At 56.6% G+C, this 13,505-nt stretch carries 9 protein-coding genes, 1 pseudogene and 1 riboswitch; of the genes and pseudogenes, 5 read left to right on the plus strand and 5 right to left on the minus strand.

Annotation, left to right across the window (positions count from 1 at the left end):
* Window positions 1-60 precede the first annotated feature (60 nt).
* From A7E78_RS15755 to A7E78_RS07810, 4 genes and pseudogenes are all read right to left on the minus strand, one after another.
* A pseudogene (locus tag A7E78_RS15755) lies at window positions 61-3,230 on the minus strand (efflux RND transporter permease subunit).
* Window positions 3,227-4,402 (minus strand): efflux RND transporter periplasmic adaptor subunit, encoded by a 1,176-nt coding sequence (locus A7E78_RS07800; protein WP_072283696.1) that lies wholly within the window; start codon window positions 4,400-4,402, stop codon window positions 3,227-3,229. The pseudogene A7E78_RS15755 and the gene A7E78_RS07800 overlap by 4 nt, the downstream one beginning before the upstream one ends.
* 21 nt (window positions 4,403-4,423) lie before the next feature.
* Complete coding sequence (locus A7E78_RS07805; RefSeq protein ID WP_083552869.1) at window positions 4,424-5,833, minus strand: efflux transporter outer membrane subunit; 1,410 nt, start codon at window positions 5,831-5,833, stop codon at window positions 4,424-4,426.
* The gene (locus tag A7E78_RS07810) at window positions 5,830-6,462 is read right to left on the minus strand and encodes a TetR/AcrR family transcriptional regulator (RefSeq protein WP_072283698.1); all 633 of its coding nucleotides are present in this window, start codon (window positions 6,460-6,462) and stop codon (window positions 5,830-5,832) included. Before A7E78_RS07810 ends, A7E78_RS07805 begins: the two co-directional genes overlap by 4 nt.
* Window positions 6,463-6,739: 277 nt before the next feature.
* On the opposite strand from A7E78_RS07810, the gene A7E78_RS07815 reads away from it, so the two are divergent.
* The 5 genes from A7E78_RS07815 (at window position 6,740) to A7E78_RS07835 (ending at window position 12,771) form a co-directional block, all read left to right on the plus strand.
* Window positions 6,740-8,386, plus strand: a complete 1,647-nt coding sequence (locus A7E78_RS07815) for a glutamate synthase-related protein (protein WP_072283699.1) — start codon at window positions 6,740-6,742, stop codon at window positions 8,384-8,386.
* 240 nt (window positions 8,387-8,626) lie between these two features.
* Window positions 8,627-8,701: riboswitch (cyclic di-GMP riboswitch) on the plus strand.
* Between the two features lie 220 nt (window positions 8,702-8,921).
* Window positions 8,922-10,412, plus strand: coding sequence for a putative bifunctional diguanylate cyclase/phosphodiesterase (locus A7E78_RS07820; RefSeq protein ID WP_072283700.1), 1,491 nt, complete (start codon window positions 8,922-8,924; stop codon window positions 10,410-10,412).
* A gap of 78 nt (window positions 10,413-10,490) precedes the next feature.
* A complete protein-coding gene (locus tag A7E78_RS07825) occupies window positions 10,491-11,300 on the plus strand; it encodes a TOBE domain-containing protein (RefSeq protein WP_072283701.1) in 810 nt (269 codons plus the stop codon).
* A gap of 39 nt (window positions 11,301-11,339) precedes the next feature.
* Complete coding sequence (locus A7E78_RS07830; RefSeq protein WP_072283702.1) at window positions 11,340-12,149, plus strand: FRG domain-containing protein; 810 nt, start codon at window positions 11,340-11,342, stop codon at window positions 12,147-12,149.
* 31 nt (window positions 12,150-12,180) lie between these two features.
* Window positions 12,181-12,771 (plus strand): nucleoside deaminase, encoded by a 591-nt coding sequence (locus tag A7E78_RS07835; RefSeq protein ID WP_072283703.1) that lies wholly within the window; start codon window positions 12,181-12,183, stop codon window positions 12,769-12,771.
* 78 nt (window positions 12,772-12,849) lie between these two features.
* Here the strand turns inward: A7E78_RS07835 and phoU are convergent, their stop codons facing one another.
* The gene (phoU, locus tag A7E78_RS07840) at window positions 12,850-13,503 is read right to left on the minus strand and encodes a phosphate signaling complex protein PhoU (protein ID WP_072283704.1); all 654 of its coding nucleotides are present in this window, start codon (window positions 13,501-13,503) and stop codon (window positions 12,850-12,852) included.
* Window positions 13,504-13,505 lie beyond the last annotated feature (2 nt).

Genomic DNA, 13,505 nt, shown 5'->3' on the forward strand with positions numbered 1-13,505 from the left:
TGCCTGCCGTGGAAGATGTTGTAAGCCATTTTGGGGGATTTTGCAAGGTCCGGCCTAATACTAATGAGTACCGCTGGCCCCGTGGTTAGCATGTTCCGGGCGCAATCCCAACAGCCGACGAACATCCTCCAAGACCAGATAGAGAGCCGGAATCAGCAGCAAGGTGATGCCGGTGGCGAAGAGGATACCAAAACCCAGGGAGATGGCCATGGGGATGAGGAACTTGGCCTGCATGCTGGTTTCAAGAATCATCGGTGCCAAGCCGAAGAAGGTGGTCAACGAAGTCAGCAGAATGGGCCGAAAACGCCGCCGACCGGCCTGCAGCAAGGCCTCGCGCAGGCCATCTCCGGCCCGACGACGGGTATTGACATAATCGATCAGCAACAGTGAATCGTTGACCACCACCCCGGACAGGGCGACGATACCGAACACGCTCATGATGCTCAGACTATAGCCCATGAGCAAATGACCGAGGGCGGCACCGACCACACCGAAAGGAATGGCCACCATGATCAGCAGTGGCTGGCTGTAGCTGCGAAAGGGAATCGCCAGCAGGGCAAAAATACCGAACATGGCCAGCAGATAGCCACGCTTCATGCTTTCCATGACATCTTTGAACTCTTTGGCCTCTCCCTCCATATTGAAGGTCAGGCCGGGATAGTCTGCAGCCAGGTCCTGCAACAGACTGCTTTTCAGTTCGGCCAGAATTTCCTCGGCATTAGCCTGCCGATCATCAACGTTGGCCGTGACATTGATAACCCGCTTGCGATCGGTACGGTTGATACTGTCGAAACCGCGCCCCGGCTCGACGGCGGCCGCCCGATCCAGGGGCAGTTCACCGCCATTAGCCAATCGCACCCGCAGCGACTCCAGATTCCACAGATGGCGACGATCCTGCTCCGGATAGCGCACCATGACCCGCACCTCGTTTCGACCTCGCTGCAGACGTACCGCCTCGGCTCCGTAAAAGGCGGCTCGCAGCTGTCGACCGAGTTCCTCCTCGGTAATACCAAGAGTACGGGCCTCACTGCTGAGTCGGAATTTAAGTTCTTTTTTCCCCCGCGAATAACTGCTGGCAATATCATCGACGCCCGGATAATCCCCAATAGCTGCTTTCAGGCGGTCGGCGGCCTGGGCAAGCACAGCAAAATCCTCATGAGCCAATTGGATATCGATATTGGCCCCCATCTGCACCAGATCGGTGGTAAAAGTCAGAGAATCGACACCGGGAATTTCACCGACCAGAGCCCGCCAACGGCTCGCCACCTGCGAAGCACTGATTATGCGCTGTTCGCTCGGCGTAAGAAACACGGCAATGGTCGACAGATTAGAACCGCTGGTTGTGACGACTCCCCCAGGGCCGCCGCCCTTAATGCTGCTGCCGATCAGGGAATACATATTACGCAGGATAGTCTCGTTCTCGGCATCTTGTTCATCGAACTCGGCGATAGCCGCCCGGCCTTGTTCCTCAATGAATTGCTGCACACGCCGGGTCTCGGCAACGGGCGTACCGGGCAACATGACCAGGTCGACCAGAATCAGCTCCCCATCGACCTTGGGCATGAAACGAAACTTGAGAATGCCGCCGCCCACCAGACCGGCACACAACAGCAGGATACTGATTGCCGCCGCCACCGTCACATAGCGCCAGGTCAGCACCAGCTGGAGAAGCCGGTGATAGGGCCCATCGATAAAGGCCCGCAGCTTGCGGCCAAAGCCAAGACGCACCCGTTCAATAGCAGCCAGAAAACCATCTTTACCCAGGGGTCGCGGTCCGCCTGTAGCCAGGTGAGCCGGCAGAACAAAGAGCGATTCGACAAGGGAAATCACCAGCAGAATAATAACCACCACCGGAATGGTCTTGATAAACTTGCCCATGGTGCCGGAGATGAAAAGCAGTGGGCAGAAAGCTACCACCGAGGTCAGAATGGCAAAGATCACCGGTGGCGCCACCTCGATAGCCCCGTCTATAGCAGCCCGAAGATAAGGTTTCCCCTGCTGGCGATGTTCAAAAACATTCTCTCCCACCACAATGGCGTCGTCCACCAGAATCCCCAAGGCCATGATAAAGGCGAACATGGAGATCATATTTATCGACGCATCAAAGACCGGGAGAAATAACAGCGCCCCAAGAAGGAGATGGGAATCCCCAGCATGACCCACAAGGCCAGGCGCACCTCAAGAAACAGGCCGAGCACCAGTAAAACCAACGTCAGGCCAAGCATCGCGTTTTTAGTCAGCAGGCTCATGCGACTGGCGAAAATCTCCGAAGTATCGTTCCACACCGCCAGTTTTATCGAGTCCGGCAGACGTTGGCGTTTTTGTTCCACATAACTTTTGACGGTGTCCGAAATCTCCGTCGGCTTCTGGTCACCGACCCGAAAGACCTTGACCATGGCCGCCGGCTGGCCGTCGAAGCGGGCAAACTCATCCGTTTCACGAAAAGAATCTTTGACGGCGGCGATTTCCCCCAGGCGGACCTCGGTGCCATCCGAATTGTTTACCACCACGATCGATTCGTATTCGCGGCCGAGATAGCGGCGTTCCTTGGTGCGAACCAGAATCTCGCCACCGGTGGTCTTGATCGTGCCGCCGGGCATATCAAGGGAGGCCTGGCGAATGCGCCGAGCGACCTGGTCTAAGGTCAAACGATAACGACGTAGATTGGCTTCGGAAATTTCGATGGAAATTTCATAGGGACGCACACCGGAAAGATCGACCTGGGTGATGCCCGGCAGGGTGAGCAGCTCCTCGCGCATGGTCTCGGCCTGCTCCCGCAGGCTGCGCTCGGTCAAATCGCCATAGACCACCACCGAAACGACCTCGCTGCGATTCAACAACTTGGTGATCACCGGTTTTTCCGCTTCTTCGGGAAAAGTAATAATGCGATCGACCTCGGTCTTTATATCCTGCAGCACCACATTGGGATCGGCACCGGTCATCAACTCGGCGGTCACCGTTCCGTAGCCTTCCAGAGCCAGGGCTTTGAGCTGCCGGATACCATCGACCCCGGTGAGATTTTCCTCGATCTTGAGTAGAATACCGTCTTCGACTTCCTCGGGGCCGGCTCCCGGGTAAGATACGGCCACCTGGACCTTGTCCAGGGCCACTTCGGGAAAAACTTCCTGCTTTACCGACAGGCCAATGATCAAACCACCAACCACAAAGGCCAGCATCAGCAAATTGGCGGCCACATGGTTTTGAGTCATCCAACGAATGGCCCCGTTCATGTTCCGGCCTCCTCCCCACGCACTCGCACCTTGAGACCTTCGGCCGCACCAGCCAGGGCGCTAACGATAACCCGCTCACCGTCCTGCAGGCCGCTCCCTATAATGACCGAATCTCGTTCGCGGCGCAGCACCTGCACAGAGCGAATATGCAACAGAGAATCCGAATCGACTATCCAGACCGTATTGTCGTCCCGCAAGGCGCGACGGGGCAGGACGCTTACCGCAGGCAATTGCTTTCCCTGCAGTTCCAAATCGACAAAGCTGCCGACAGCCAACGGTGGACGTTCATCAGTCGCCGGCTGTTGCCGTAGATAGGGATCGTCGACCGCCACCACCACTCGAGCCATGCGGCCCAAGGGATCGACCTCTCCCAGAGTCCGCACCACTTTTCCCGGCCAATCATAATTCAGCGTCCCCGCGACAAAACGTACCGTAGCCGCCGCTCCCTGACCAGCGCCACGGGGGATATCCAGCCAGGGCAAAGCATCCAGAGGGAGCGGCACCACAATCTCAGCCGTATCGGTACCGAGCAAGGTACCGACGGTGGCCCCCGCCCGCACATACTGCCCAAGGTCGATACCCTCACTGAGAACCAGGCAGTTGAAGGGAGCACGCACTTCGGTTCGTTGCAGATTGATTCCCGCCTGTTTTAAAGCGGCTTTAGCGGCAGTCACTCGCCCCTCGGCGTTCTTGAGCTGCGGCTCGTAAAGCACCAGCGGGTTGGGATCCCCCTTCCCCATTTGCAGACGCTGCCACTCGTCACGGGCCACGCGCGCCCGCCCCTTTACCATGGCCAATTCCAGCTCGGCAGCTGCCAAGTCGGCCTCGGCTTGTTCGACCGCCAGACGATAATCGATATCTTCAAGCAGAAAGAGGATGTCTCCCTTTCCAAACATGCCCCCGGCAATAAATTCATCGGCCAACTTGGTGACCCGACCGCTCACCTGGGCAACGATTTCGGTCTGCTGGCGGGCCTGTACGGTACCGGTGGCAGCTACCGTCACGATATGATCGCCACGCTGCACCGTCACCGTTTCCACCAACACTCCGGCAAACTCCCTAACTTCCTTGACCGGAGCCTGACGGCTGGCAAAAAGCGCCATCAGTATGGCCACACCGACCCCCAGCACCAGAAAAGGCAATACTACTTTCAGCACAGTTGTTCGACTCATATCTATGTTCCTTTGTCTTGTCTACTTTGACAGACGTTCTCCAACAAACGAATCCATCCAGCTGCCCCCCAGGGCGCGGGCCAGGGAAATACGGGCCACGATGCGCTGGCGCTTCGCTGCGAGCAGGGCGCTTTGCGCCTCGGCATGGGCAATCTGGGCGGTCAGTACCGGTAAATATTCTGAAAGTCCCTGCAAGTAGCGCTCGCTGGAAAGACGCAAGGATCCGGCGGTAGCGGCCACCCTCTCCTTCAACAGTTCGATGCGCCGGGTCCCGGTTTTTTCCTGTACCAGAGCATCCTCTACCTCCTGGAACGCTTGCAACACCGCCTGATGGTAGAAACCCAGCTTCTCGCGAAACAGAGCCCGGTTGCGGTCGACTTCGGCCTTGCGACGGCCCCCGTCAATCAGGGGTTGCGCCAGATTAACCAACAGGTTCCAGAAAATATTGGGTGAAGTGAGCAGGCTGCCCAGCTCGCTATCGGCACCGCCGTAATCGGCTACCAGATTGAAGGAAGGGAATCGTTCGGCGATGGCCGCACCAACCCTGGCATCCGCTGCCTGCAGGCGAGTCAAGGCCCCGGCAATGTCGGGCCGACGCTGCAACAGGGTAGCCGGCAATCCCACGGGAAAAGCCCCCTCCAAGGCCGGCAGTTCCGCCAGAGTACCAGCGGCAGAACGATCTGGAAAACGACCGACCAGCACCGCAAGAGCATGTTCCGCAGCCGCCAGGTTAGCCTCGAACAGCGGCCTTGAAGCCTTGGCTACCGCCAGATTCTGTCGTGACTGGTAAACATCGAGAGCCGGCACCAAGCCTTCACGGTACCGGTCTTCCACCCGCTGCAGGGTATCGGTAAAGGAAGCAATGGTCTCGTCGACTAACTCCAGCTGAGAGCGTTGTTCCACGGCCAGATAGTAGACATCGGCCAGGCGGGCCGACAGGGACAGATATACGGCCCCCAGGTCCTGACGCACCGCCAGAGTATCGAGACGCGCCGCTTCAGAGCGAGAGGCCAACTTGCGCCAGACATCGATTTCAAAACCGGCAGCCACCGAAAGGCGATAGATGTTTTCGGTTTGAACTCCGAACAACCCCGGCTGACGAACCCTTCCCGTCGCCCCCTGAAGAGCAACCGTCGGCCGTTGTGCCGCGCCGGCAATACGGGCCTGCGCCTCAAACTGTTCGAGACGGGCCCGGGTCTGTTCGAGATCGAGATTGTGAGCAAAGGCCTCAGCCATCAAACTATCGAGTTGGGGATCCCGAAACTGTTCCCACCAGCGCTCTAGCGGAGCCTTAGAATTCATGCCGCCGTCAGCCGTATAATTCTCCGGCAACGGTCCGGGCAAGGGCGTCTTCTGCTTCCGGTGCGGTGTACAGGCGACCAGCATCAGCAACATCAGAGCGAACAGGGGCCAACTCTTGCGCATTCTCATGGTGCCTCCATTCCGGCGACCAGGAAATCGACCAACATTGTAATCTGTTTTTCGGCACCGGGCTCCAACTCGACTCCGGGTGGCACTACCGGCAGTTTTTCCGGGAGAAAGGTACAGCGGGCAATGGCACCGATAGCGAAATTCAATCGCCAGAAAACCTGATTGTAATCCAAATCCGGCCGGGTTTCGCAGAGCAACTGAAACATCAGGGCGAAAACCGGACCGATCATGCGAAAAAATATAGACCGGACCGCGTCATCGGGCTCGGTCAAGGCCCGACCGACAAGATGAAGAAAATAGCGGGCGCCGGGGGCCGAGTCGCGAAAATGCAGGGTCGGCTCAATAAAGGCGCGCAGAGCCTCTTCCGCCGTCGGTTTTCGTCCCTCTGCAGCGGCCTTGACACGAACGACTTCCAGCCGTCCCAGACGTTCCTCATTGAGAGGCTGCAGACGGCGCTCAAAAATAGCCTCGACCAGTGCTTCTTTGGAGCCAAAGTGATAGCTCACGGAGGCGAGGTTCACCCCGGCCTCGGCGGTAATTTTGCGTAACGAGGTACAGTGATAGCCGCTGTCGGCGAAGAGCCTTTCCGCCACATCGAGCAGTCGCTGCTTGGTATTCGACCTGTCCATACCGCTCCGTCTTCAGTTGATGACCAAAAGTAACTTAATTAGCCGACCCCACAATTAAAACAAACGTTTGAATTGTTAGTCAAGAAGAAACGCCTCAGATATCGAGCCCAAGACCACAACAGGCAGCAGAAAATTGACCTCAAGTTCTTGCAATAACCGACTTGCAAGCAATAATCAAACAAGGACTGCGGCCGAAGAAAGGTGGTGGATGTTGCGAAGAAGGGTCTATCCTGCCCCCGGCCGCCCATAAACTTTCTAAAAAAAAGGGGGAGACAGCATGTTTCAGTGGCCAAAAACAAATGATGCTCTGGGCACCGTCAACCGCGGCGAGCCCTGTGAGTCGGGACTCTGCACCCTCTGCACCGCAGACTGCAAGGGCAAGTGTGAAACCTGGTTATCCTGCCTGATCGGCCGCAAGCTCCTTTATCCGCGCAGTTTCGGTCGCACCACCTCGGGCTCGGGCAATGTCTCCGCGGTTGGCGTCGGCTATCATGCGCTGCGCATCCAGGGCTATGCCTATGGCGCCCACGGACTGCCGTCCGGCCTGTCCAACGATCCCGATGACTGCATCTTTCCCAATGTCAGCGTCGAGACCGAATTCGGTGCCGAGGTAAAAACCCGCTGCCGCCTGCCGATCATGACCGGGGCGCTGGGCTCGACCTTCGTTGCCGCGGATTACTGGAACTCCTTTGCCGTCGGCGCAGCACTGTGCGGTTTTCCCATCGTGGTCGGTGAAAATGTGGTGGGGGTCGACAAGGAGGCCCAGATCGTCAACGGCAAGGTGACCACGTCACCGGAACTCGACCGCCGCATCGACTCGTTTTTCCGTTATTACGACGGTTACGGGGCGATTATCGTGCAACTGAATGTCGAAGACACCCGCAACGGCGTCGCCGAATATCTGATCAAAAAATACGGCGATCGGGTGATCATCGAGTTGAAGTGGGGCCAGGGGGCCAAGGATATCGGCGGTGAGATCCAGGTCACCACCCTGGAATACGCCCTGTTCCTCAAGAAACGGGGATACGTGGTCGACCCGGACCCCGGCGACCCCGTGGTCCAGGAAGCTTTTAAGAACCGCGCCATAACCTCCTTTGCCCGCCACAGCCGCCTGGGGGCCACAAACCTGGACAGCGCCGCACAGGTCAGAGAAGAGTTCCTCACCAGCGTCGCCTATCTGCGCCAACTGGGGTTCAAGCGTATCTCTCTGAAGACCGGCGCCTACGGCATGGAGGCCCTGGCCCTGGCCATCCGCCTGTCCGCCGAAGCCGGCCTCGACCTGCTGACCGTGGACGGCGCCGGCGGCGGGACCGGCATGAGCCCCTGGAACATGATGGAACACTGGGGAATACCTTCGCTCACCCTCCACGCCAAAACTTATGAGTATTGCGCCCTGCTGGCGCAAGGCGACCAACAGGTCCCGGACATCTCTCTGGCCGGAGGCTTTGCCCGCGAGGACCATCTCTTCAAGGCACTGGCGCTGGGGGCTCCGTACGCCAAGCTGGTGTGCATGGGCCGGGCGCCAATGATCGCCGGCTTCCTCGGCAACAACATTCAAGGCGTCTTCCAGCCGGACAACAGAGCCGAGCTCAAAGGCTCCTGGGAGGAATTGCCGACCACCGTCAAGGAGGCAGGAATCTATCCCGAAGAGATTTTCGCCGGTTGGGAATCGGTCAAGAAAAAAGTCGGCGCGGCAGAGATGAAAAATATTCCCTTCGGCGCCGTGGCCATGTACGGCTATGCGGACAAGCTCGCCTGCGGTCTGCAGCAATTCATGGCCGGAGCCAGGAAATTCAATCTGACCGAGATCTGCCGGGACGATCTCATGGCAGCAAACCGTGAAACCGCTGCGGAAACGGGCCTGCCTTTCATGACCACGGCCCAGGACGACACAGCCCGCCAAATTATTGCTGGAAAATTCTAGAAAAACAGATAGATCATATGCACACCCTTGGTGAAAAGTCTGACGAACTTTTCACCAAGGTGTGTGGTTGAACCCTGTTTACAGACAAACAGTCGTTGGATAATTAAAAGATCGGTATTTACAATATTTAGCGTGCATCCGTGGCCTCAACTTCAATCAGGCAAAACAGATAACTACATAAAATCATTATTTTTCTTGACCTTTTATGTATAGCCCGCTAAACTAAGAAACTACTCATTCCTCCGATAAAAGCAAACCTGAAGCGATTCAGGGACGCAAAGCCACGGATCCCAACGGGACCGCCGGGCCGCCGAAGAGAAACAGATCCCATCTTTGGCCATCGCGCAAAGATGGGATTTTTTGTTTATCGCAATTACCGTAGTCTTTTAATCCGGCGCCCCAAATTATGAATCGCCCCCTCTTACATTCAAAGACCGCCAGACCGGCACTCTTTTACGCCAGGCAAACGGGTTGGATTTTGTGTGCCCTCATTACGCTCATCTACGCTCTTCTTTACTTGCTTCCTGACGGGACAATGCCCCAGCTGCTTTCTCCTTCCCACCTCAGCGCAAGCCTGATAATTCTGCTGGCCGGCCTGCTCACGGGACAATGGTTACGAAATCATCATCTAACCAAAACCGCGGAAGAACACCACAGCACGGAGGCTGAATTTAAGCGATTGGCGCTATACGATCAGCTCACCGGCTTGCCGAATCGTTCTCTCCTCCGGGACCGCTTCGAACAATACCTGGCGGAAGCAAAACGATTCGACCATCTGTTGGGGGTAGTTTTTCTCGACCTTGACCGTTTTAAGCACATCAACGACTCCCTGGGGCATGCGGCTGGAGATACGCTCTTGCAGATGGCTGCGCAGCGCATGCAGGGCTGCCTACGTGATACAGACACCGTGGCCCGTTTTGCCGGCGATGAATTCGTCATTATCCTGTCCAGCTTTCGCGACATGCAAAACCTGCCGCACATCGCCACAAAATTGCTGAACACTCTTGCTGAGCCTTATCAGCTTGAAGGCCAAGAGGTTCTTTCGTCAGCCAGCCTCGGTATTTCTACTTATCCGCAAGACGGTACCGGCATAGAGCAACTGATGCGCAACGCCGATACCGCCATGTACGAAGCCAAAGAAGCCAACGGAAATACTTACCGCTTATTCTCCCGGGAGATGGAGCGCAAACTGAGCCAACGTCTGGAGATGGAAACCAGTCTGCGTCTGGGTCTGCACCGGGAAGAGTTCTTTCTCCTCTACCAGCCCCAGTTCGACATGCGCAATCAACAACTGGTCGGAATCGAGGCGCTGGTCCGCTGGAATCATCCTGTCCGAGGCCTGCTCACTCCGGAGAGCTTCATCGACCTGGCCGAAGAGACCGGCCTCATCGCTCCCCTGGGGGATTGGATTCTGCGCGAAGCCTGCAAGCAATGGCAACAGTGGCAAAAAAGCGACGGCCAACCACTACGCCTGGCAATCAATCTCACCAACCGACAGTTCCAAAACGCCAATTTGGCAAAGGATATTCAGGCCATCATCGAGGAAGCCGGCCTTCCCCCTCAGAGCCTAGAGCTGGAAGTTACCGAAGCAACCCTGATGCAGAATGCTTCCTCAGCCGACAAATTCCTGGGGCAGCTTAAAGAACTCGGTGTGCAGCTAAGCATCGACGACTTCGGCACCGGCTACTTCTCCTTGGCCTACCTGCAACACCTGCCCATCGACCGTCTGAAAATTGATCCTTCTTTTGTACAAGGAGGCCCCGGTGACAGTAACCACGCTTCAATCGTGACAACCATTATCGACCTGGCCCGAAACATGGACCTTGAGTTGATCGCCGAAGGGGTCGAGTCGGCCAGCCAAATCAAGTTTCTTCTCGAAAAAGGTTGTCACCTTGGCCAAGGCTATTATTTTTCCGAGCCTCTGGATGGCGACGGCATTGGTAATCTGATCAACGGCCTTCCGGAACCGCCGCAAAAAGCCAGAGATCTTGATTTTCGTCTTCCCAGCGATGCCCGCACTTACTGAGTGCGGGCTTTTTATTTGCCTTTGCCGTGCTAAAAAAGTAACTTAAGGGGTATAGTCGTTGAACAAAGGAGGATTGGCATGTCAGAGAAAAAGCCCTCAGACCTCAAGGTCTCAGGCTCCCTCAGTTTTAAAATGGCAGGAGAGGATTTTCTTGCCCTCAATCGGATTGAACTGCTGGAGAAGATCGACCAGCTCGGCTCGATTACCAAAGCCGGCAAGGCCCAAGGCATCAGCTATAAAACGGCCTGGGAACAGGTCGACGCCCTGAACAATCTGGCAGAGCAGCCTCTGGTCATGCGTTCGGCGGGGGGCAAGGGCGGCGGCGGAACCTGCCTGACCGAGGCGGGAAAGGAAGTGATCAAACGCTATCGGGCTATTCAGGCCGAACACGAACGATTTCTCGCCGCTCTCGGAGAGCACCTCGATGAAGGGGAAAAATTCTACCAGTTTTTAAGGAAGGTCAACATGAAGGTCAGCGCTCGCAACCTGTGGACTGGAGAGGTGGTGAAACTTTCGCAAGGCGCCATCAATACCCTGGTAGAACTCAAACTCAAGGGGGACGACAGCCTCACCGCTCAAGTAACCAACGAAAGTGTCGAAAGCCTGCAACTGGCCTTGGGCCGAGAGGTCTTTGCCATGGTTAAGGCCCCGGCGATCATTATCGTCAAGGACCTTGGCCAAGCCCGTCTCAGCTCGTGCAACATTCTCAAGGGAGTCATCTGCCGCGTCACCGAAGGGAACGTCAACTCCGAAGTCTCTCTGGAGCTTCCCGGCGGCAGCACCATCAGCGCCACCATTACCAAAGGTCAGGACACCATTCCTCTGGCCGAAGGCGATGAGGCCTGGGCGGTCTTTCAGGAATCGAGCGTCATCCTGGGTGTCGTCTGACTTTTTTCCTGCCGCCGTAAAAACTATGGCTTGAGGAACATGAACGAAATCCGCATCAATAGCTGGGATGAACTGCAACAGGAACTGTTCGCCGAATCCTGGAACGAGGACCTCGGCCGGTTCCGGTCTCGCTTTGCCTTTCGTGGGCTGTCCGACAGCAACTATACCCTGCAAACGACCCTTATGCGCCTCGGCGGAGACTACGCTCCCCTGGAGCGCCACCTGATGCGCAACTTTAAAAAGTACGCGCATCACAGCGCCGTCGAATCCGACTCATTCTGGCATTGGATGGCGCGGGCACAGCACTACGGCCTGCCGACCCGGCTTCTGGACTGGACCTACTCGCCCTTCATCGCCATGCATTTCGCCACGGCCAATATCTGCAAGTATCATCTAGACGGCGCCATCTGGGCCGTCAACTACATCAAGGTTCATCAACTACTGCCCGAATTGCTGCAGAAGCGCCTCGATGCCGAAGGGGCCAACGTCTTTACCGTGGAGATGCTGGCAGAAACCATCCATAACCAGGAAGAGCTGGCCGCCTTGTCGCGAGACCATTCGGTGATCTTCTTCGAACCGCCTTCCATGGAACAACGCATCGTCAACCAATTCGCCTTTTTCTCGGTGATGCCCGACCCGACAAAGTCTCTTTGCAAATGCCTGGACAGCCATCCCGATATGTGGCGGAAGATCATCATTCCTGCGGAACTGAAGTGGGAAATCCGCGACAAACTCGACCAGGCCAACATCACCGAGCGGGTGTTGTTTCCAGGCCTGGACGGCCTCAGCCAATGGCTGCGTCGTCACTACAGCCCGAAAGACGCTTCTTCGATCTGTCAAACCGACTAACGTCCACCCTCCCCTTGATCGGTCCTGAAACATGCCCCATTCCTACCCGGATATCACGCTGAGCCTGCCCGATTGGCTGGATGCTGTCCTGCCGCCGGCAGAGCGAATATATGCCACCCGCGAAGAGCGCATGGAGCTGGTGATCCATCTGGCGCGACAGAACATTCAGCGCGGCACCGGCGGCCCTTTTGCGGCTGCTGTATTTAACCTCGATAGCGGAAAGCTGCTGGCGCCCGGTGTCAATCTGGTACTCGCTGGACACTGTTCGGTAGCCCATGCAGAGCTGGTGGCGCTGATGCTGGCCCAGCAGTTAGCGGGAAGTCACGATCTCGGCGGCCCCTCCCTGCCACCTTGCGAGCTGGTCACCAGCACCGAACCCTGCGCCATGTGTCTCGGTGCCCTGCCCTGGTCCGGAATCGCCAGCCTGGTCTGCGGCGCCCGTGAGGGAGATGCCCGCGAAATCGGTTTCGACGAGGGCGACAAGCCTGCCGATTGGCCGGCCTCCCTTCAGCGAAGGGGCATTGCCGTTTATCGAGACGTCCGTCGCCTTCAAGCATTAGCGATATTGGAGGAATACCGGAACAAAGGTGGGCCGATCTATAATGGCCGAAGTGGCCGTTGACATAGGTTCCTGTTGCCCCAAAACAAAAAAAGCCCCGCCAGACCGCGGGGCTTTTTTGTGAAAGATGGAAGATAAGGCCTACATGATATGCCGTACGATATCACCCTCTATAAGATAGTGGACATCCTCGGCGATATTGGTGGCCAGGTCGGCGATACGCTCTAAATATCGGGACACCACCAGGTAGGAGATCAGGGCTTCGATCCGATCGGGCTGTTGTCGAATCTGCTCGATCACCATGCCGTAGCTTTTGTGATGCAGGGCATCGACTTCATCGTCCAAGGCAATCACCTCATGAGCCTCGTGCAGGTCGAGATTGACCAGCGAGTCGAGACTCTTTTTGACCATCGAATAAACCTTTTGCGACATGGAATTAAATTCAAAGGGGATTTCTATGGGCTGGACCTTCAGCAGATCGAGGGTCCGTTCGGCGATATTCACTGACATGTCGGCGATACGTTCCAAGTCGTTGTTGATCTTCAGCACCGAAACGATAAATCGCAGATCGTTGGCCACCGGTTGGTGCAAAGCAAGGATCTTAAGACACTCCTCCTCCAGATCGACTTCCTGGCGATCAATTCGGTCGTCCGAAGTAGCAACCTGTTTCGCTAAGGTTTCATCCATCTCTTCCAGCGCACGAACCGCCATCAGATAGGTTTCCTCCACATCGGCGCTTAAGGTCAACAGGCGTCTTTTGAGCTTTTCCGTTTCTCGTGCAATATGGCTCGTCATCT

Origin of the sequence: Syntrophotalea acetylenivorans, assembly GCF_001887775.1 — a bacterium.
GTDB lineage: Bacteria > Desulfobacterota > Desulfuromonadia > Desulfuromonadales > Syntrophotaleaceae > Syntrophotalea_A > Syntrophotalea_A acetylenivorans.

Bases quoted from the DNA above. Each gene is read 5' to 3' on its own strand.
- A7E78_RS07820 (WP_072283700.1), top strand. From the start codon at position 8,922: ATGCCCCAGCTGCTTTCTCCTTCCCACCTCAGCGCAAGCCTGATAATT.
- A7E78_RS07800 (WP_072283696.1), bottom strand. From the start codon at position 4,402: ATGAGTCGAACAACTGTGCTGAAAGTAGTATTGCCTTTTCTGGTGCTG.
- A7E78_RS07835 (WP_072283703.1), top strand. From the start codon at position 12,181: ATGCCCCATTCCTACCCGGATATCACGCTGAGCCTGCCCGATTGGCTG.
- A7E78_RS07825 (WP_072283701.1), top strand. From the start codon at position 10,491: ATGTCAGAGAAAAAGCCCTCAGACCTCAAGGTCTCAGGCTCCCTCAGT.
- A7E78_RS07805 (WP_083552869.1), bottom strand. From the start codon at position 5,833: ATGAGAATGCGCAAGAGTTGGCCCCTGTTCGCTCTGATGTTGCTGATG.
- A7E78_RS07810 (WP_072283698.1), bottom strand. From the start codon at position 6,462: ATGGACAGGTCGAATACCAAGCAGCGACTGCTCGATGTGGCGGAAAGG.
- phoU (WP_072283704.1), bottom strand. From the start codon at position 13,503: ATGACGAGCCATATTGCACGAGAAACGGAAAAGCTCAAAAGACGCCTG.
- A7E78_RS07815 (WP_072283699.1), top strand. From the start codon at position 6,740: ATGTTTCAGTGGCCAAAAACAAATGATGCTCTGGGCACCGTCAACCGC.
- A7E78_RS07830 (WP_072283702.1), top strand. From the start codon at position 11,340: ATGAACGAAATCCGCATCAATAGCTGGGATGAACTGCAACAGGAACTG.